The 18,399-nt window shown below is 71.5% G+C and carries 19 protein-coding genes and 1 pseudogene; 11 read left to right on the top strand and 9 right to left on the bottom strand.

The genetic code is table 11. The features are described from left to right. The first annotated feature begins 14 nt into the window (after positions 1-14). Positions 15-629 (top strand): LuxR C-terminal-related transcriptional regulator, encoded by a 615-nt coding sequence (locus tag IG99_RS38735; protein WP_037682758.1) that lies wholly within the window; start codon positions 15-17, stop codon positions 627-629. On the opposite strand, the gene IG99_RS38730 is transcribed toward IG99_RS38735, so the two are convergent. Further along, a complete protein-coding gene (locus IG99_RS38730) occupies positions 619-1,101 on the bottom strand; it encodes a GNAT family N-acetyltransferase (protein WP_037682756.1) in 483 nt (160 codons plus the stop codon). The genes IG99_RS38735 and IG99_RS38730 overlap by 11 nt on opposite strands. A gap of 80 nt (positions 1,102-1,181) precedes the next feature. Between IG99_RS38730 and IG99_RS38725 the strand changes: the two genes are divergently transcribed. Continuing rightward, complete coding sequence (locus IG99_RS38725; protein ID WP_037682837.1) at positions 1,182-1,985, top strand: exodeoxyribonuclease III; 804 nt, start codon at positions 1,182-1,184, stop codon at positions 1,983-1,985. Here IG99_RS38725 and IG99_RS38720 read toward each other — a convergent pair. After that, positions 1,982-2,602, bottom strand: a complete 621-nt coding sequence (locus IG99_RS38720) for a MerR family transcriptional regulator (RefSeq protein WP_037682754.1) — start codon at positions 2,600-2,602, stop codon at positions 1,982-1,984. The two genes, IG99_RS38725 and IG99_RS38720, sit on opposite strands and share 4 nt — an antisense overlap. A gap of 175 nt (positions 2,603-2,777) precedes the next feature. On the opposite strand from IG99_RS38720, the gene IG99_RS38715 reads away from it, so the two are divergent. The 4 genes from IG99_RS38715 to IG99_RS38700 all read left to right on the top strand — a co-directional run bounded on the left by IG99_RS38715 (position 2,778) and on the right by IG99_RS38700 (position 6,370). Further along, positions 2,778-4,274 carry a flavin-containing monooxygenase gene (locus tag IG99_RS38715; RefSeq protein WP_037682751.1) on the top strand — a complete coding sequence of 499 codons (1,497 nt, stop codon included), beginning with the start codon at positions 2,778-2,780 and terminating at the stop codon, positions 4,272-4,274. After that, complete coding sequence (locus IG99_RS38710) at positions 4,271-5,188, top strand: alpha/beta fold hydrolase (RefSeq protein WP_037682750.1); 918 nt, start codon at positions 4,271-4,273, stop codon at positions 5,186-5,188. The genes IG99_RS38715 and IG99_RS38710 overlap by 4 nt, the downstream gene beginning before the upstream one ends. Beyond that, positions 5,185-6,069: an SDR family oxidoreductase gene (locus IG99_RS38705; protein WP_037682747.1), complete on the top strand. Its 885-nt coding sequence runs from the start codon at positions 5,185-5,187 to the stop codon at positions 6,067-6,069. The genes IG99_RS38710 and IG99_RS38705 overlap by 4 nt, the downstream gene beginning before the upstream one ends. Before the next feature lie 88 nt (positions 6,070-6,157). After that, positions 6,158-6,370, top strand: a complete 213-nt coding sequence (locus tag IG99_RS38700) for a hypothetical protein (protein WP_037682746.1) — start codon at positions 6,158-6,160, stop codon at positions 6,368-6,370. Positions 6,371-6,552: 182 nt separating this feature from the next. Here the strand turns inward: IG99_RS38700 and IG99_RS38695 are convergent, their stop codons facing one another. Continuing rightward, positions 6,553-9,813 carry a S41 family peptidase gene (locus tag IG99_RS38695; RefSeq protein WP_037682744.1) on the bottom strand — a complete coding sequence of 1,087 codons (3,261 nt, stop codon included), beginning with the start codon at positions 9,811-9,813 and terminating at the stop codon, positions 6,553-6,555. Positions 9,814-9,968: 155 nt separating this feature from the next. On the opposite strand from IG99_RS38695, the gene IG99_RS38690 reads away from it, so the two are divergent. Together IG99_RS38690 and IG99_RS38685 are read left to right on the top strand one after the other, a co-directional pair. Further along, entirely contained in the window at positions 9,969-10,568 is a 600-nt protein-coding gene (locus IG99_RS38690; protein WP_037682742.1) for a TetR/AcrR family transcriptional regulator, read from the top strand. A 138-nt stretch (positions 10,569-10,706) separates the two neighbouring features. After that, positions 10,707-12,899, top strand: coding sequence for an MMPL family transporter (locus IG99_RS38685; protein ID WP_037682741.1), 2,193 nt, complete (start codon positions 10,707-10,709; stop codon positions 12,897-12,899). Positions 12,900-13,000: 101 nt separating this feature from the next. On the opposite strand, the gene IG99_RS38680 is transcribed toward IG99_RS38685, so the two are convergent. Next, positions 13,001-13,453, bottom strand: coding sequence for a MarR family winged helix-turn-helix transcriptional regulator (locus IG99_RS38680; protein ID WP_037682834.1), 453 nt, complete (start codon positions 13,451-13,453; stop codon positions 13,001-13,003). 71 nt (positions 13,454-13,524) lie between these two features. On the opposite strand from IG99_RS38680, the gene IG99_RS38675 reads away from it, so the two are divergent. Continuing rightward, positions 13,525-14,370: an EamA family transporter gene (locus IG99_RS38675; protein WP_037682740.1), complete on the top strand. Its 846-nt coding sequence runs from the start codon at positions 13,525-13,527 to the stop codon at positions 14,368-14,370. A 90-nt stretch (positions 14,371-14,460) separates the two neighbouring features. Continuing rightward, entirely contained in the window at positions 14,461-14,736 is a 276-nt protein-coding gene (locus tag IG99_RS38670) for a DUF1876 domain-containing protein (RefSeq protein WP_037682831.1), read from the top strand. A gap of 16 nt (positions 14,737-14,752) precedes the next feature. Here IG99_RS38670 and IG99_RS38665 read toward each other — a convergent pair whose 3' ends face one another. The 5 genes from IG99_RS38665 to IG99_RS46705 all read right to left on the bottom strand — a co-directional run bounded on the left by IG99_RS38665 (position 14,753) and on the right by IG99_RS46705 (position 18,065). Then, the gene (locus tag IG99_RS38665) at positions 14,753-15,922 is read right to left on the bottom strand and encodes a serine hydrolase domain-containing protein (RefSeq protein WP_037682736.1); all 1,170 of its coding nucleotides are present in this window, start codon (positions 15,920-15,922) and stop codon (positions 14,753-14,755) included. A 74-nt stretch (positions 15,923-15,996) separates the two neighbouring features. Then, positions 15,997-16,443, bottom strand: a complete 447-nt coding sequence (locus IG99_RS38660; protein WP_037682828.1) for an organic hydroperoxide resistance protein — start codon at positions 16,441-16,443, stop codon at positions 15,997-15,999. A 100-nt stretch (positions 16,444-16,543) separates the two neighbouring features. Next, entirely contained in the window at positions 16,544-16,993 is a 450-nt protein-coding gene (locus IG99_RS38655; protein WP_037682734.1) for a MarR family winged helix-turn-helix transcriptional regulator, read from the bottom strand. Positions 16,994-17,003: 10 nt separating this feature from the next. Continuing rightward, on the bottom strand, positions 17,004-17,762 hold the full coding sequence (locus IG99_RS38650) for an energy-coupling factor ABC transporter ATP-binding protein (protein WP_037682733.1): 759 nt from the start codon (positions 17,760-17,762) through the stop codon (positions 17,004-17,006). Positions 17,763-17,846: 84 nt separating this feature from the next. Next, entirely contained in the window at positions 17,847-18,065 is a 219-nt protein-coding gene (locus tag IG99_RS46705) for a toxin-antitoxin system HicB family antitoxin (protein ID WP_394298074.1), read from the bottom strand. On the opposite strand from IG99_RS46705, the pseudogene IG99_RS38640 reads away from it, so the two are divergent. Further along, positions 18,056-18,399: pseudogene (locus tag IG99_RS38640) on the top strand (RNA-guided endonuclease TnpB family protein); the annotation flags it as partial. The gene IG99_RS46705 and the pseudogene IG99_RS38640 overlap by 10 nt on opposite strands.

Genomic DNA, 18,399 nt, shown 5'->3' with positions numbered 1-18,399 from the left:
TCGCCGAGGACAGCGTGCTGCTGCGGGACGGACTCATCGCGCTGCTCACCCGGTTCGGGTACGAGGTGGTGGCCGCCGTGGGCGACGCCGACGCGCTGCGCGCCGAGGTCGCCGCGCACGAGCCGGACGTCGTCGTGACGGACGTACGGATGCCGCCCGGGTTCCAGGACGAGGGGCTGCACGCGGCCGTACGGCTGCGCGAGGAGCGGCCCGGGCTGCCGGTGCTGGTGCTCAGCCAGTACGTACAGCGGGCGTATGCCGCCGAACTGCTCGACTCCGGCGACGGAACCGGCGTCGGCTATCTGCTCAAGGACCGGGTCGGCCAGGTCGAGGAGTTCGTGGACGCCCTGCGTGAGGTCGCGGCCGGGGGCACGGTCGTCGATCCGGAGGTCGTACGACAGCTGCTGCGCCGCCGCCGGGATCCGCTCGCCCGGCTCACCCCGCGCGAGCGGGAGGTGCTGGCGCTGGTCGCGGAGGGGAAGTCCAACGGGGCGATCGCTCGGGAACTGGTGGTGTCGGAGGCGGCCGTCGGCAAGCACATCGGGTCCATCCTGACCAAGCTGGACCTGCCACCGGCGGACGACGTGCACCGCAGGGTGCTCGCCGTGCTCGCCTACCTCAGGAGCTGAGCGGCTTCGCGTAGCACCGGCTGCCCTCGTAGTGGCGGTAGTAGCCGAACTTGACGCACGGTTCGTAGCCGCTGGAGCTGTAGAGGGCGATGGCCTCGGGCTGCTGGGTGCCGGTCTCCAGGACCATGCGCAGGCGGCCGGCGGCGCGGGCGTCCTCCTCCAGGGCGGCCAGGACGCGCCGGGCGAGACCGCGGCCGCGCATGTCGTCGATCACGTACATGCGCTTGAGCTCGGCGTCGCCGTCCTCGTTGCCCTCGCCGTTGGCGTCCTGGCGCCGCCAGCCGCCGGTCGCGACGGGCCGGCCCGCCTCGTCGTAGGCGATGAGGTACACGCCGTTCGGCGGCTCGAAGTCCGTGGGCGCGAGCACGGTGGCGTCGCCGCCGTCGCCGTAGCGCACGTGGTACTCGGCCTGGACGGCGTCGTTGAGCTTCACGGCGTCGGGGTGGTCGAACGGGACCCGGCGTATATGCATGCGCATCATCGTACATCTGTACTGATTCGAAGTCCGGACACTGTCCAGTCTGACTCCGGGACCCCTGTATCGTGCCGCTGGTGCTGACTGTGACCACTGTGAACGTGAATGGGCTGCGGGCCGCCGCGAAGAAGGGCTTCGTGGAGTGGCTCGCCGACACCTCCGCCGATGTGCTGTGTCTTCAGGAGGTGCGCGCGGAGCCGCAGCAGCTGCCCGAGCACGTCCGCTCGCCCGAGGGCTGGCACGTCGTACACGCCCCCGCCGCCGCGAAGGGCCGCGCCGGCGTCTCCCTCTACACCCGTCGCGAACCCGACGCCGTCCGTGTCGGCTTCGGCTCCGCCGAGTTCGACGACAGTGGCCGCTACGTCGAGGCCGACCTGCCCGGCGTCACGGTCGCCTCCCTCTACCTCCCCTCCGGCGAAGTCGGCACCGAACGCCAGGACGAGAAGGTCCGCTTCATGGGCGAGTTCCAGGCCTACCTCAAGGACCTGCGCGAACGCGCCGCCGCCGACGGCCGCGAGGTCCTCGTCTGCGGCGACTGGAACATCGCCCACCAGCAGGCCGACCTCAAGAACTGGCGCGGCAACACCAAGAACTCCGGCTTCCTGCCGGAGGAGCGGGAGTGGCTGACCCAGGTCCTCACCCCGGAGGCGGGCGGCTACGTGGACGTGGTCCGCGCTCTCCACCCCGACGCGGAGGGCCCGTACTCCTGGTGGTCGTACCGGGGGCGGGCCTTCGGCAACGACTCGGGATGGCGGATCGACTACCACCTCTCCACGCCGGGTCTCGCCGGCAAGGCGGTCAAGGGGTTCGTGGAGCGGGCGGCCACGCACGCGGAGCGGTGGTCCGACCACGCGCCGGTCACCGTGGTGTACGGCCTCTAGGGCGCCTTGCGCATCCTGCGGTCCAGGGCCAGGGACAGTTCCGCCTCCATGACGCTGCGGGCCAGGGGGCGGAGGCGTTGGACGTCGTCCTCGGGGGCGTGGCGGAGGATGAGGTCGGTGAAGAGTTCGGCGAGGGCGTCGGCGTGTTCGCGGACGTGGCGGCCGGCGGTGAGGATGTCGGCGAGGGGGATGCCCTCGCGGACCAGGGCGGAGGAGACGTCCAGGAGGCGGCGGCTGATGTGGACGACCTCCTCGCCGTCGATGCCCAGGTAGCCGAGCTCCATCGCGGCGGCGAGGTTCTCCGGGGTGACCTCGCCCGCGTAGTGGTCGGCGAGTTCTTCGGGGGTGAGGCGGACCGGGATCTCCTCGGTGGGGACGTCCATGCCCAGGAGGTCGCCGACGCCCCGGCCGTGGTCGAAGGCCTCCGCCAACTCCGCGATGCCGTTCAGGGTGTGGCCGCGTTCCAGCAGCGCGGAGATGGTGCGCAGGCGGGCCAGGTGGTGGTCGTCGTACCAGGCGATACGGCCCTCGCGGCGGGGCGGCGGGATCAGTTTGCGTTCGCGGTAGAAGCGCAGGGTGCGCACCGTGATGCCGGCCAGCCGGGCCAGCTCCTCCATGCGGTACTCGCGTCGTTCGCCGTCTTCTGCCACGTCAGCAGCCTAGGGCCTGTCTCTGGGCGCGTACCGCCGGTTACTTTCCCTCGCACGACCCCTACCCATCGGTACGGCGCTGCCCTACGCTCCCATTGCGCCAGCGTTCACTGGCAGAGTCACAGGGCAAGGAGGCGGCGGGATGACCGAGCATGTGCGGGTGGCGGTGATCGGGTCCGGGTTCGGGGGGCTCGGGGCCGCCGTACGGCTGCGCCGCGAGGGCGTCACGGACTTCGTCGTGCTCGAACGCGCCGGCAGCGTCGGCGGCACCTGGCGGGACAACAGCTACCCGGGGTGCGCCTGTGACGTGCCGTCCCACCTGTACTCCTTCTCCTTCGCGCCCAACCCGGACTGGCCGCGCACCTTCTCCGGCCAGGAACACATCCGCGCCTACCTGGAGCACGTCACCGACGTCTTCCGGCTGCGCTCGCACCTCCGCTTCGACTCCGAGGTGAAGCGGATGACCTGGGACGCGGGACGGCTGTGCTGGGACATCGAGACCAGCAGCGGCAATCTCTGCGCCGACGTCGTCGTCTCCGCCACCGGGCCGCTGTCCGACCCGAGGATTCCGGACATCCCGGGCCTCGACTCCTTCCCCGGCAAGGTCTTCCACTCCGCCCGCTGGGACCACGACCACGACCTGCGCGGCAAGCGGGTCGCCGTGGTGGGGACCGGGGCCTCCGCGATCCAGATCGTGCCGTCCATCCAGCCCGAGGTCGGCCGCCTCACCCTCTTCCAGCGGACCCCGCCGTGGGTGATGCCCCGCGTGGACCGGGCGATCGGCGAGGCCGAGCGGTGGGTGCACAGCCGGCTGCCCTTGACCACCCGGTTGCGGCGCGGGCTGCTGTGGGGCATCCGGGAGGCGCAGGTTCAGGCGTTCACCAAGCACCCCGACTCACTCGGCTTCGTGGAGCGACTCGCCAGGGGGAACATGGCCCGCGCGATCAAGGACCCGGCCCTGCGCGCCAAGCTCACCCCCGACTACCGCATCGGCTGCAAGCGGATCCTGCTGTCGAGCACGTACTACCCGGCGCTCACCCGGCCCAACGTCGACGTCGTCGCCAGTGGTCTCGCCGAGGTCCGCGGCTCCACCCTCGTCGCCGCCGACGGCAGCGAGGCCGAGGCCGACGTCATCGTCTTCGGCACGGGCTTCCACGTCACCGACATGCCGATCGCCGAGCGGGTGGTCGGCGCGGATGGGCGCACCCTCGCGGAGGCGTGGCAGGGCGGGGACGGCATGCAGGCCCTGCGCGGTGCCTCGGCGGCCGGCTTCCCCAACTGGCTGTCGATCATCGGGCCCAACACCGGCCTCGGGAACTCCTCGATGATCCTGATCATCGAGTCCCAGCTGAACTACATGGCCGACTTCGTACGGCAGTTGGACGTCCTCGGCGGCCGGGCCGCCCTCGACGCCCGCCCCGGCGCGGTGCGCGCCTGGAACCAGCGGGTGCAGGGGCGGATGAAGCGCACGGTGTGGAACACCGGCGGCTGCACCAGCTGGTACCTGGACGCCAGTGGGCGCAACACGACGATCTGGCCCGGGACGACGAGCGAGTTCCGCCGGGCCACCCGGCGGGTGGACCTCACGGAGTACGAGGTGCTGCGCGTGTCCGTTCCCCGGGAAGCGGTGACCGCGTGAGCCGCTTCTCCGCCGTCTCCTCCGGTCCCTACGCCCCGCCCACTCCCACCCGTGAGCTCACCGCCGTCTCCGTCGACGGTGCCCTGCTGCACGTCGAGGTGCACGGCCCCGAAGGCGCGCCCGCCGTCGTCCTCGCGCACGGCTGGACCTGCTCGACCGCGTTCTGGGCGGCCCAGATCCGTGACCTGGCCGTCGACCACCGGGTCGTCGCCTACGACCAGCGCGGCCACGGACGCAGCCCGGTGAGCCCGGTGTGCAGCACGGACGCGCTGGCCGACGACCTGGTGGCCGTCCTGGACGCGACGCTCGCGCCGGGGGAGAAGGCGGTGATCGCCGGTCACTCCATGGGCGGCATGACGGTGATGGCGGCCGCGGCGCGGCCCGGTTTCCGGGAGCACGCGGCGGCCGTCCTGCTGTGCAGCACGGGCAGTTCGGCGCTGGTCGCCGAGTCGACCGTGGTGCCGATCCGGGCCGGGCGGTTGCGGACCTGGCTGACCCGGCACATCCTCGGGTCGAGGGCGCCGCTCGGCCCGGTCACGCCCCTGGCCAGGCGGATCCTCAAGTACGGGACCATGGGCCCGGGTTCGGCCCCGCACATGGTCGAGGCGTGCGCGCGGATCGTGCACGCCTGCCCGCGCCGAGTCCGCCATGCCTGGGCGGCCGTGCTCGAACTGCTCGACCTCGATCACGCGGTACGGGAGTTGACCGTGCCGACGGCGGTCGTCGTGGGCACGGCAGACCGGCTGACGCCACCGGTGCAAGCCCGCGCGCTGGTGGCCGCGCTGCCGCGCTGCGTCGGGCTCACCGAGCTCCCCGGGGCCGGCCACATGACACCCGTCGAGGCGCCCGGCACGGTGACCCGTATCGTCCGCGAACTCGGCACCACCTACGTAGGGATCAAGGAGGGCGCATGAGCAGGGTGAGCCTCGAAGGGCAGGTCGCGGTCGTCACCGGTGCGGCGCGCGGGGTCGGTGAGTTGCTGGCCCGCAAGCTGTCGGCGCGCGGCGCGATGGTGGCGCTGGTCGGTCTGGAGCCGGACGCGCTCAAGCAGGTCTCCGAGCGGCTGCACACGGACAGTGCCCACTGGTACGCCGACGTCACCGACCACGAGGCGATGGCCCGGGTCGCCGGCGAGGTCAAGGAACGGTTCGGGAAGGTCGACATCGTGGTTGCCAACGCGGGCGTCGCGACCGGCGGGCCCTTCGCCGACTCCGACCCGGAGGCGTGGCGGCGGGTGATCGAGGTCAACCTCATCGGCTCGGCGGTGACGGCCCGCGCGTTCCTGCCGGTGCTCACGGAGAGCCGGGGTTACCTGCTCCAGATCGCCTCCCTCGCCGCGATCACCCCGGCGCCGATGATGACGGCGTACTGCGCGTCCAAGTCGGGCGTGGAGGCGTACGCGCACAGTCTGCGCGCCGAGGTCGGCTACAAGGGCGTGAAGGTGGGCGTGGGTTACCTGTCGTGGACCGACACCGACATGGTGCGCGGGGCCGACCGCGAGGACGTCATGCGGGAGCTGCGGCAGCGGCTGCCGTGGCCGGCCGGCAAGACCTATCCGCTGGGGCCCGCGGTGGACCGGCTCGTGGCGGGGATCGAGCGGCGGTCGAGCCATGTGTACGGGCAGTGGTGGCTGCGCGGGATGCAGGGGGTGCGCGGATACCTCCCCGGCATCATCGGGACGGTCGGCCAGCGGGAGATGAAGCGGTTCGCGCCCCGCCTTCAGGGGATGCGTACGGGACTCGTCGGCGCAGGTGGGGCGGCCGATGAGGAGGCCCGCGCTACGCAGCGTAGTTGATCGAAATGCGTGGGTAGTCGTGGCGTGTGAATCTGGTCGAGGTCCCACCCAGGGGCCAAGCCGACACCCACTACGGGAGTGAACCCACATGGGCATGAAGGACAAGTTCCAGGAGAAGTCCGAGCAGCGGCAGGAGCAGGGCCGGGAGAAGATGGACCAGGCCAGGGAGCGTGCCGGTCAGCGCGGCGAGCGTCCGGAGCGCGGTGAGCGTCCCGAGCGCGGGCGCCGCGAGGAGGACAGTGAGCGCGAGCGGCACCAGCGCGAGGACGAGGAGCGCTTCGCGCAGGACTACGACGCTTAGCCGCTGCGCTCGGCTTGAGCCGTGAAGCGTGGGGTGCCCTCTCTTCTTGTGAGGGTGCCCCACGTTTTGCTTGGGATTGGGGGACGCGTTGTCGGGTGCGGGTTTGTGGGGGCTTGTCGCGCAGTTCCCCGCGCCCCTGAGGGAGTTGCCGGCGCCCCGAGCCGCCAGGTCGCCCCACGTCCTCAGTGGCGCGGGGGGAGCTTTGGTCTTGCTCTGTTCGGGATGTTGTGGTGGTCGGGTGGGGTGGCCGGGGGGTTGGAGTCCAGGAGTTCCAGGGCCAGGTAGACCGCGTCGGAGAGTTGGGCGTGGCGGCCCTCGGCCCAGTCGAGGGGGGTGCGGAGGATTTCCACGTCGGGGGCGACGCCCTTGTTCTCGATGGACCAGCCGTACGCGTCGAACCAGGCCGCGTTCATGGGTACGGTGATCACCGTGCCGTCGCCGAGCTGGTGGCGTCCGGTCATGCCGACGACGCCGCCCCAGGTGCGCTGGCCCACGACGGGGCCGAGGTTGAGGAGTTTGAAGGCGGCGGTGATCATGTCGCCGTCGGAGGAGGTCGCTTCGTCGGCGAGGGCGACGACGGGGCCGCGCGGGGCGTTCGATGTGTAGGACACCGGTTGGGCGTCGCGGGTGAGGTCCCAGCCCAGGATGGTGCGGGTGAGTTTCTCGACGACGAGTTCGCTGATGTGGCCGCCCGCGTTGCCGCGTACGTCCACGATCAGCGCGGGCCGGGAGACCTCCATGCGCAGGTCGCGGTTGAACTGGGCCCAGCCGGAGCCGCCCATGTCCGGGATGTGCAGGTAGCCGCAGCGGCCGCCGCTCAACTCCCGTACGACAGCACGGCGTTTGGCGACCCAGTCCTGGTAGCGCAGCGGCCGCTCGTCGACGAGGGGTACCACTGCCACCCGGCGAGGGGGCCCGTTCTCGCCGTCCGCCGGGGCGAACGTGAGCTCCACGGTCGTACCGCCCGCGCCCGCGAGCAGCGGGTAGGGGCCGGTGACCGGGTCCACGGGGCGTCCGTCCACGTGGGTGAGGATCGCGCCCTCGCGAATGCCGGTGCCGGCCAGCGGGGAGCGGGCCTTGGAGTCGGAGGAGTCGCCGGCCAGGATGCGGCGGACGGCCCATCGGCCGTCCCTGCGGACGAAGTTGGCGCCGAGGAGGCCCTGTCGGCGCTGGTAGTGCTGCGGGCCCTCGTTGCGGCGGGCGGCGCTGACGTAGGCGTGGGAGGTGCCCAGTTCGCCCAGCACCTCACGCAGCAGGTCGGCGAACTCGTCGGGGGAGGCGACCCGTTCGACGAGTGGCCGGTACTGGTCGAGGACCGCGTCCCAGTCGATGCCGCACATCCCGGGGTCCCAGAAGTAGGCGCGGATCAGTCGCCCGGCCTCCTCGTACGACTGGCGCCACTCGGCGCCCGGGTCGGCCTGGTGGAGAATGCGTCGCAGGTCGATCCAGACGGTGCTGTCGGAGTCGCCGGACTCCGTGGACGGTACGGCCCGCAGGTCGCCCTCGTCGACCACGACGAGCTGGGTGCCGTCCCCGCTGACCGCGAACCAGTCGAGGTGCTCGACGAGTTCGGACTTCTTCGCCTTGGTGATGTTGAAGCCCTCCAGGGTCGGGCGGCCGGTGGTGTCGTCCGGGTTGGCGAAGGTCTCCCCGAGCGCGCCCGAGATCGGCCAGCGCAACCAGACCAGCCCGCCGCCCGCGACCGGGTACAGCGCCGAGTACTTGGAGGCGGCGACCGGGAACGGTGTCACCCGGCTCTCCAGTCCCTCCACCTCCACGGTCACCGTGCCGTCGCCGCCCTCTCCGTCCTCGGCGGGGTCCAGGCCGCCCGCGGCCGGGCGGCCCTCGGGGTTCAGGGCGAAGGGGGAGGGGGTCGCGGAGGACAGGGGCACCAGGTAGGGGCGGCAGCCGAGCGGGAAGGAGAGGTCGCCGGTGTGGACGTCGTACACCGGGTCGAAGCCGCGCCAGGAGAGGAAGGCGAGGTAGCGGCCGTCCCTGGTGAAGACCGGGTTCTCGTCCTCGAAGCGGCCGTTGGTGACGTCGACCACCAGGGAGTCGTCGTCGGGGGCCGTGGAGACGCGCGCCATCTTGATTTGGCGCAGCGACCGTCCGATCCCCGGGTGCGACCAGGTCAGCCATGCCCCGTCCGGGGAGAAGGCGAGGTCGCGCACCGGTCCGTTGATCGACCGGATCAGCTCGGTCACCTCGCCGTCGGACTCGTCGTCCGTACCGAGCAGCAGCAGCCGCCCGTCGTGGGAGGCGAGGGCGAGTCGCTCGCCCTGGGGGTCGCAGACTAGCTCCAGGACCCGGCCCAGCTTTCCGCGGGCCAGCCGGCGCGGCTCGCGGGCGCCGGTCGCGCGGGGCAGCTGGGCGATCTCGACGGCGTCCTCGCCGTCCGCGTCGGTGACGTAGGCGACCTGGCCACGGGCGCCGAGCATCTCCGGGAGCCGGATGCGGACGCCGGGGGTGTCGATGAGGGTGCGGGCGGGACCGTCGCGGTGGGTCAGCCAGTACAGGCTGCCGCGGACGACGACGGCACTGGCCCGTCCTGTCTCGTCCACCGACAGGCCGTCCACGTGCTGCGCGGCCGGGATCTGGTGGGGGCGGCGCCCGGCGCGCGGCCCGCTCAGCCGGACGTCGAGCCGGCGCGGCACGGACTCGGGGGACAGGTCGTCGACGATCCACAGGTCGCCGGCGCACTGGTAGACCACGCGCGTGCCGTCGCTGGCGGCGTGCCGGGCGTAGAAGGCGTCGTGGTCGGTGTGTCGGCGCAGGTCGGAGCCGTCGTGGGCGCAGGAGTAGAGGTTGCCGACGCCTTCGTGGTCGGAGAGGAAGGCGATCCGGCCGCCGACGAAGAGGGGGGAGTGCAGATGGCCGCCGAGGCCGGCGAGGAGCCGTTCGCCGTGCAGCCACAGCCGGCCCGTGGCGCCGCCCCGGTAGCGCTTCCAGGAGGCGGGTTCGTGCGGTGGGGTGCCGGTGAGCAGCAGGGTCTTGCGCTCGCCCGCGATGTCGGCGACCTGGATGTCGGAGGCGGGGCCCCAGGGCAGCTTGCGGCCGGGGTCGCCGTCGGTGGTGACCTTGTAGGCCCAGGTGAAGTACGAGAAGGGCTCGCCGTGGGAGGCGACGGCGAGGATGTCGGCGTTGCCCTCCGCGTCGGGGGGTGTCCAGCCGGTGACCTGGGTGTCGGGGCTGCCCCAGTGGGTGAGCCGGCGGCCCGGGCCGCCGTCGACCGGCACCAGGTGGATCTCGGGGGCGAGGCTGTGCCAGCTCGTGTAGGCGAGGTGGCGGCCGTCGGGGGAGAAGCGGGGGTGGCCGGCCTTGGTGCGGTCGACGGTCAGCCGCCAGGCGCGGCCGGGGTCGTCGAGCGTGGTCAGCCAGAGGTCGTCCTCGGCGACGAAGCACAGCAGGTCACCGTTCAGGTGCGGCATGCGCAGATAGCTCACCTCCCCATGCTTTTCCGGCGGAACGGACGGGTCAACTTATGGGCTCTTCACCTCAGTGATCCAGCACACGTACGAAACCGTTTCGTTTCGTTGGCGGGCGGGGTATCTTCATGGAGTACCAACCCGGGACCCCGGACGCAGCAGGAAGGTGAGTCATGACTGAGGTCGCGACAACGCGTCGCAGTCGCATCACGCCCGAGCGCGAGGCCGAGCTCTACAGGGCCGTGCTCGACCTGCTCCGCGAAGTCGGCTACGACGCCCTCACCATGGACGCCGTCGCCGCCCGGACCCGCTCCAGCAAGGCCACGCTCTACCGCCAGTGGGGCGGCAAGGCCGAACTCGTGGTGAAGGCGCTCAGGCACAACAAGCCGGGACCCGTCGAAGACATCGACACCGGCACGCTCCGGGGCGACCTGCACACCCTGATGACGCGCGAGGACGACTGCGCCATCGAGCAGAACTCGGCGCTGATGCGCGGCATCGCCATGGCGATGCACAACAATCCGGACCTCCGGCAGGCCTTCCGCGCGCAGCTCGTCGAACCGGAGATGGGCGGATTCCGCCAGGTGATCCAGCGGGCCATCGACCGGGGCGAGGTCGCCGCGGACTGTCCCGCCCTGGACTTCCTGCTGCACATGATGGTCGGCGGTTTCGCCACCCGGGCGCTGCTCGACGACCAGCCGCCGACGCAGGCCTTCCTCACCTCGTACATCGACGCCGTCATCCTCCCCGCCCTCGGCGTCCGCACCAGCTGACCCTCCCCCAGTCCGACCGTCCCCGCGGTCGCCCACCTGACGTCACCGCTCACGTCGTCGGGCCGATCACCCCTGCCTTCCCGCCGGGTTGATCACCCCTGCCCTGACCCACTACGACCTGACCGGGAGTACGCCCTCGTGGCCACGTTCCTCTACAAACTCGGCCGGCTCGCCTTCCGGCGAAGGCATGTCGTCGCCCTGCTGTGGGTGGCGCTGCTGACCCTCGCGGGCGTCGGCGCGGCGAGCGCCCCCGCCGCCGGCAACACGTCCTTCTCCATCCCCGGTACCGAAGCCCAGAAGGCCTTCGACCTGCTGGAGCAGCGCTTTCCCGGCATGAGCGCCGACGGCGCCACCGCACGCGTCGTCTTCAAGGCGCCCGCGGGCGAGAAGATGACCGACGCCGAGAACAAGGCGACCGTCGAGGAGACGGTGAAGGGGCTGGCCGACGGCTCCGAGGTCGTCTCCGTCGCCGACCCCTACCAGGCCCACGCCGTCAGCAAGGACGGCTCGGTCGCGTACGCCTCGGTGAAGTACAAGGTCTCCGGCATGGAGCTGAAGGACTCCTCCCGCGAAGTCCTCGAGGACACCGCGCAGAAGGCGCGGGACGCCGGGCTCACCGTCGAGATCGGCGGTGACGCCCTGCAGGCCGGGGCCGAACCGGGGGTGGCCGGGGAGATCGTCGGCCTCGCCATCGCCGCGGTCGTCCTCGTCATCACCCTGGGATCGCTGGTCGCGGCCGGACTGCCGCTGCTGACGGCGATCATCGGCGTCGGCATCGGGGTCTCCACCATCACCGCCCTCGCCAAGGCACTCGACCTCGGCGACACCACGTCCACGCTGGCCTTGATGATCGGCCTCGCGGTGGGCATCGACTACGCGCTGTTCATCGTCTCCCGCTACCGCGGCGAGCTGGCCGACGGCCGTGACCGCGAGGAGGCGGTCGGCCGTGCCACCGGCACCGCCGGCTCGGCGGTGGTCTTCGCGGGCCTCACCGTCGTGATCGCCCTCGCGGGACTGTCGGTCGTCGGTGTCCCGATGCTGACGAAGATGGGCCTCGCGGCGGCGGGCACGGTCCTGGTCGCGGTCCTCATCGCGCTGACCATGATCCCGGCCCTGCTCGGATACGCCGGCCGGCGCGTCAAGGCGGCGGGCGAGAAGCGCCGCAAGGACGACACCGACGCCCCGAGGAAGCCCGGTCTGGGCGAGCGCTGGGCGAGCTTCGTGGTCCGCCGTCCGGCCGCCGTCCTGCTGCTCGGCGTGGTCGGCCTCGGCGCGATGGCCGTCCCGGCCGCCCAACTGGAACTGGGTCTGCCCGACGACGGCTCACAGCCCACCTCCACGACGCAGCGCCGCGCCTACGACCTGCTCTCCGAAGGGTTCGGCGCCGGCTTCAACGGCCCCCTGATGATCGTGGTCGACGCCAAGGACAGCGACGACCCCAAGGCGGCGGCGACCACCGTGGCCGACGACATCAAGGGCCTGAAGGACGTCTCGACGGTGACCCCGGCGGTCTTCAACAAGGCCGGCGACACCGCGACGATCACTGTGATCCCGGATTCCAAGCCGTCCTCGACGCAGACCGAGTCCCTGGTGCACGCTATCCGTGACAAGGGCGCCGACGTCCGTGCCGACACGGAGAGCAAGGTTCTCGTCACCGGCACCACCGCGATGAACATCGACTTCTCGCAGAAGCTCAACGACGCGCTGATCCCGTACCTGGCTCTGGTGGTGGGCCTGGCGTTCCTGCTCCTGATCGCGGTGTTCCGCTCCATCCTGGTCCCGCTGAAGGCGGCCCTCGGCTTCCTGCTCAGCGTGCTCGCCGCGCTCGGTGCCGTGGTCGCGGTCTTCCAGTGGGGCTGGCTCAGCGGTCTGCTGGGCGTCGAACAGACCGGCCCGATCATGTCGATGATGCCGATCTTCATGGTGGGCGTGGTCTTCGGTCTCGCGATGGACTACGAGGTGTTCCTCGTGACCCGGATGCGGGAGGCGTACGTCCACGGCGAGACGCCGGGCCAGGCCATCGTGACCGGCTTCCGGCACAGCGCCCGGGTCGTGGCCGCGGCCGCGGTCATCATGATGGCCGTCTTCGGGGGGTTCATCTCCTCCAGCGAGTCCATGATCAAGATGATTGGCTTCGGCCTCGCGATCGCTGTCTTCTTCGACGCGTTCGTCGTCCGCATGGCGATCGTCCCGGCGGTCCTGGCGCTGCTCGGCAAGAAGGCCTGGTGGCTGCCGAAGTGGCTGGACCGCGTCCTGCCCAACGTCGACGTCGAGGGCGAGGGCCTGCGTACCCAGGACGAGGACCGCGACAAGGAGTTGGTCGGCGCCTGACCGACTCGGCGCCCGGCGCACAGGGCGCGACGAAGGACCGGCCGGTGAGGGCTTCCGTGGGGACGGGGCTGCCTTCACCGGCTTCTTTCACGCCCGGCTCCTCAGCCGAGGGGAGTGTCCAGAAGGGCCACGAGGGTGCGCTTGAAGTCCGTGGTACGCGGGTCGTCCAGCCCGCCCAGTGGAGCGAGCAGCTGATCGAGCAGCACCTGTACGGCGTCGATGGCCGGCCTGACCTTCGCGCGCCCCTCCTCGGTGAGGGCCAGCCGTACGACCCGGGTGTCATCCGCGTCCCGGTTACGCTCCACCAGCCCCGCCGCTTCCAACGACCGGGCGAGCTTGGACACGTACAGCGCTTCGAGCCCGGTGTGATCACCGAGCTCCCGCTGACCGGGTTGCCGGCCTTCCCGCTCCATCCCGTCCAGGGAGGCGAGGAGGACGTACTGGGCGTGGGTGAGGCTGAGCGGCGCGAGGGCCCGGTCGACGGAGGTCCGCCACTTGGTGGCGAGGCGCCAGACGAGGTGGCCGGGGGTCGCGCCGGGGGATGCGGGGCTCACGGCGGCAATGTACATGGCTACTGTTTCAGCATGACGACATCCGCCGTCGAGGCCGTGTACGGGCGGGCCTCGTGACCCCGACCGTCGCCGCGGCCGTCCTGCTCGCCGCGGTCACGCACGCCGGCTGGAACGCCCTCGCCCACCGCATCACCGACAAGCTGGCCGGCTTCACGCTGATCGCCGGGGGCGGCACACTGATCGGGCTCGCCATGGTGCCGTTCGTGGCGGTCCCGGCGGCGCGGGCGTGGCCGTACCTCATCGGCTCCGCCTTCATCCACATCGTGTACTTCGTGCTGCTCATGCGGTCCTTCCGGCTCGGCGACTTCGGGCAGGCCTATCCCATCGCGCGCGGCTCCGCACCCCTCGTCGTCACCCTGCTCGCCGCCCTCTTCGCCCACGAGGTGCCCGACGGCTGGGCCGCCGCCGGCATCGCGCTGTCCTGCGCCGGGCTCACCGGTGTCGCCCTCTGGGGGCTGCGCGGACAGCCGCCCAACTGGGCCGCGATCGGGGCCGCGGCGGCGACGGGGCTGACCATCGCCTCGTACACCGTCGTGGACGGGCTCGGGGTGCGCGCCTCGGGGTCCTCGGCCGGGTACATCGCCTGGCTGATGGCCGTCGAGGGCCTCGCCGTCCCGGCGTACGCCCTCTGCCGTTGGCGCGGGGACACCCTCGCCACGCTGCGTCCCTTCGCGGCGGTCGGGCTGCTCGGCGCCGCGCTGTCCGTGGCCGCGTACGGGCTCGTCCTGTGGGCGCAGACCCGGGCGGCACTCGCGCCGGTCGCGGCCCTGCGGGAATCGTCGATCATCGTGGGCGCGGCCATCGGGGCGGTGTTCTTCAAGGAGCGGTTCGGGACACCGAGGATCCTGGCGGCGGGGCTGCTGGTGCTCGGGATCGGGCTGATGCTGCGCGCGGGGTGACAAAAAATCAGTCGCCGCCGTCCGCACGCGTGGGTGCGTCCGCTCGACGGCAGGAGCACCCTGGAAACAGGTGTTCCGGAGGTGATCGTCATGATGCACACCACAGTGGGATGGCATGTCGAGCTGGAGTTCCAGGAGGACGACCAGCACACGCGGGCGGCCGCGCTCGTGCGTCTGCCCGACGGGAGCGAGGTACGGGCCCACGGGCACGCCACGCGGCACCGCACCGACTCCAATCAGCCGAGGGTCGGTGAGGAGATCGCCGGGGCCCGCGCGCTCAACGATCTCGCGATGCGGTTGCTGACCAAGGCGCACGACGAGATCGACTCGGCGTCGGGCCGGACCTCGCACTCGATCAACGTCTGAAAAGCGTCACAGCGTCTCACGCGAGCGAGGCACGCACCGCCCGTACCAGCGCCTGCGCCCTCGGATCCGCCGTCACGCTCTTGCGGAAGCCGTTCGTCACATAGCCGAACGCGATGCCGGAGTCCGGGTCGGCGAAGCCGAGGGCGCCGCCTCGTCCGGGGTGGCCGAACGAGCCGGGGGAGAGGAGGGGGGAGGCGCTGCCGTGAAGCATGTAACCCAGGCCGAAGCGGGTGCCGACGACCAGGACGCGGTCCGGGCCGGCCGACTGCTCGCCGCGCGCCAGGTCGACGGTCGCGGGGGTGAACAGGCGTGCGCCGCCGTCCACTTCGCCGATGAGCGAGGCGTAGAAGCGGGCCAGGCCCTCCGCCGTCGCGATGCCGTTGGAGGCGGGCAGGGCGGCCGCCCGATACGCGGGGTCGTTCTCGTCGGGCAGCGGGGTGATCGCGGCGAACGCGCGGCGGGTCAGCGACTCGGGGTCGGCGTAGGCCTCGGAGACCGCCCGCTTGGGGCGGGTCCGCAGCGCGCCCGGCCGCACCGGTGCCTCGACCTGGCCCACCCGGCCCACGCGCCCCGCCTCGCCCGCGGGCAGCCCCAACCACAGGTCGGCCCCGACCGGCCCGGCGATCCCGGTCGCGATCCACTCCCCGATCGGGCGGCCGGTCACCCGGTGGACCAGCTCACTTGTCAGCCAGCTGTACGTCTGCGCGTGGTAGCCGTGGTCGGTGCCCGGCTCCCACACCGGTGACTGCGCCGCGACCGCCTCCGCGCCGAGCGCCGGGTCGGCGGCCTCGGCCGGCGTCAACGGCCGGTCCAGCACCGGCACGCCCGCCCGGTGCGCGAGCAGATGCCGTACGAGGGTGCGCTCCTTGCCCGCCGCCTTGTACTCGGGCCAGTACACGCCCACCGGGGCGTCCAGGTCCAACTCCCCGCGCTGATGCAGCAGCAGGAGTACGGCGGCGGCGACGCCCTTGGTCGCCGAGCGCACGATCTGGGCGGTGCCCCGCTCCCAGGCGGCCGTGCCGTCGACGTCCCGCGTGCCGCCCCACAGGTCGACGACCTTGTGCCCGTCCCGGTAGACGGTCACCGCCGCGCCCCGGTCGCCGAGCAGCTCGAAGTTGCCCGCGAACGCCTCCCTGACCGGCTCGAAGCCCTCGGCCACTGTGCCGTTCACGCCGTTCACGTCCACGTCCGCACACCCCTCCCGATCGCCTCCGACAGTGCGGGCAACACCCGGGAACAGCCTGCGATTCCCTGGTTCCGTCAGCCGAGCAGGATCGTTACGTCGATGTTGCCGCGGGTCGCGTTGGAGTACGGGCAGACCTCGTGGGCCGCGTCCACCAGCTTGGCCGCGATGTCCGCGTCGAGGATCGGCAGGGAGACGCTCAGGGCGACGGCGAGGCCGTAACCGCGCTGTTTGTTGGGGCCGATGCCGACCTTCGCGGCGACCGTGGAGCCGGTCAGGTCGAAGCCCGCCCGGCGGCCGACGAGGACCAGGGCGTTGTGGAAGCAGGAGCTGTAGCCGGCCGCGAACAGCTGCTCGGGATTGGTGCCGTTGCCGTCGCCGCCCATCTCCGGGGGCATCGCCACCTTCAGCTCGATCTGGCCGTCCTGGCTGGTGACATAGCCGTCCCGGCCGCCGTGCGCGGTCGCCTCGGCGACATACATGATCTTCGTCGGACGGCTGTCGACTTCGGCGCCCTCGGTCACGGCGTGGACCTCCCCCACACTTCCTCCCCAATTACATCGTGCACAAGGTACCGGCCGGTAGGGAGGTGCTTGGTTACCAGGGGGTAGTGACCGGGGGTAACTACAGGTGAGGGCGCGCCTTCTCGGTGAGCTGCCACAACTCCTCGCGCAACCGCGCGACCGCCGCCAGATCGAGCCCCGTCGACTCCAGAAGCGCGCCGGGGACGCCCGTCGCCCGCTCCTTCAGCTCTTCCGCGCGCGCCGTGCACGCGACGAGCACCGAGCGCTCGTCCCGCGCCGAGCGCTCCCGGCGCACCAGCCCCGCCGCCTCCAGCCGCTTCAGCAGCGGCGACACGGTCCCGTAGTCGAGTCGCAGCGCCTCGGCCAGCTCCTTCACCGTGGTCTCGCCCCGCTCCCACAGCACCAGCAGGACCAGGTACTGCGGGTAGGTGAGACCGAGCTCGTCGAGGATCGGGCGGTACGCGGCCGTCACCGCGCGCTGGGCGGCGTACAGCGCGAAGCACAGCTGCTCGTCGAGGAGCAGGGAGCTCTGGGGTTCCTCGTTCGTCACGCGCCCATTGTCACGGACGGTCCGGGCCCGCCGTCACCGAACGCGGGTCGAAACCGAAGGGCAGCTCCAGACGGTGGGCGCGCATCAGCTCGTCGTCGCCGAGAAGCTCCGCCGTCTTCCCGTCCGCCGCGATCACCCCGTCGCTGAGCACCAGCGAGCGGGGGCACAGCTCCAGCGCGTACGGCAGGTCGTGGGTGACCATCAGCACGGTCACGTCCAGCGAGCGCAGGATGTCGGCGAGTTCGCGGCGCGAGGCGGGGTCGAGGTTGGAGGACGGCTCGTCCAGGACGAGGATCTCCGGCTCCATCGCCAGCACGGTCGCCACGGCCACCCGGCGCCGCTGGCCGAAGGACAGGTGGTGCGGCGGGCGCTCCTTGAACTCCGCCATGCCGACCCGTGCCAGCGCCCGGTCCACCCGCTCCTCCAGCTCGGCGCCCCTGATCCCGGCGGCGGCCGGCCCGAACGCCACGTCCTCACGCACCGTCGGCATGAACAGCTGGTCGTCGGGGTCCTGGAAGACGATGCCGACCTTGCGGCGGATCTCCGCCATGTGCCGCTTGCCGACGGGCAGTCCGGCCACCGTCACCGTGCCCGTGCCGCCGCCGAGGATGCCGTTGAGGTGCAGCACGAGGGTCGTCTTCCCGGCGCCGTTCGGCCCGAGCAGCGCGACCCGCTCACCGCGCTCGATCGAGAAGTCCACGCCGAACAGGGCCTGATGGCCGTCGGGGTAGGCGAAGGCGAGGCCGGAGACCTCCAGGGAAACAGTCACCGGGTTCCTCCGAGGATGCCCCGGTCTTCAGGCCGGGGAGGAATCGGACTCCTGTGGAGCAGGGCAGGGGAAATCGAAACGCAGTCAGGTCGATTCGGCGTCAGATGCGGCGGTGTCGCGCTCGGCCTCCAGGCGGTAGACGATCTCGGAGTTGAGGGACCTACGGGCGGACTTGGCCTCGGCGGCCAGCCACTCGTGGAGGTCGGCGGGCAGTCGGAGCGTGATGCGCTTCTCTTCATCCATGACCCCAGAATAGTGGATTTGTGATGTATATCCAGTGATATAATGACACCATGACGACACGATGGAAGGCTCTGGGGGATACTGGGCATGCCCGGTACACCTACCGCCTGCGTGTGTCGTCGACCGCACGCACCGCCCTGCTCGCCGAGTGGGACCGCTGTCGCTGGGTGTGGAACGAGTGCGTGGCCAAGTCCCGCGCGGTGCACGCCCACAACCGCGCGCACCCGGACGACAGGCTTACGTGCGGACCAGCCCAGCTCGACAAGATGCTCACCGAAGCCCGCGCCGGGACGCAGTGGCTCCGCGACGGTGCCTCGGTGCCGCAGCAGCAGATCATCCGAGACTTCGCCAAGTCCCGTACCAAAGCCCTGAAGGACATCGAGAAGCGGCTGCC

This window comes from Streptomyces griseus subsp. griseus (assembly GCF_000720255.1).
GTDB classification, from domain to species: domain Bacteria; phylum Actinomycetota; class Actinomycetes; order Streptomycetales; family Streptomycetaceae; genus Streptomyces; species Streptomyces griseus_I.
Note: the sequence above shows the minus strand (reverse complement) of the source record. Positions and strands in the feature narration are given on the sequence as shown.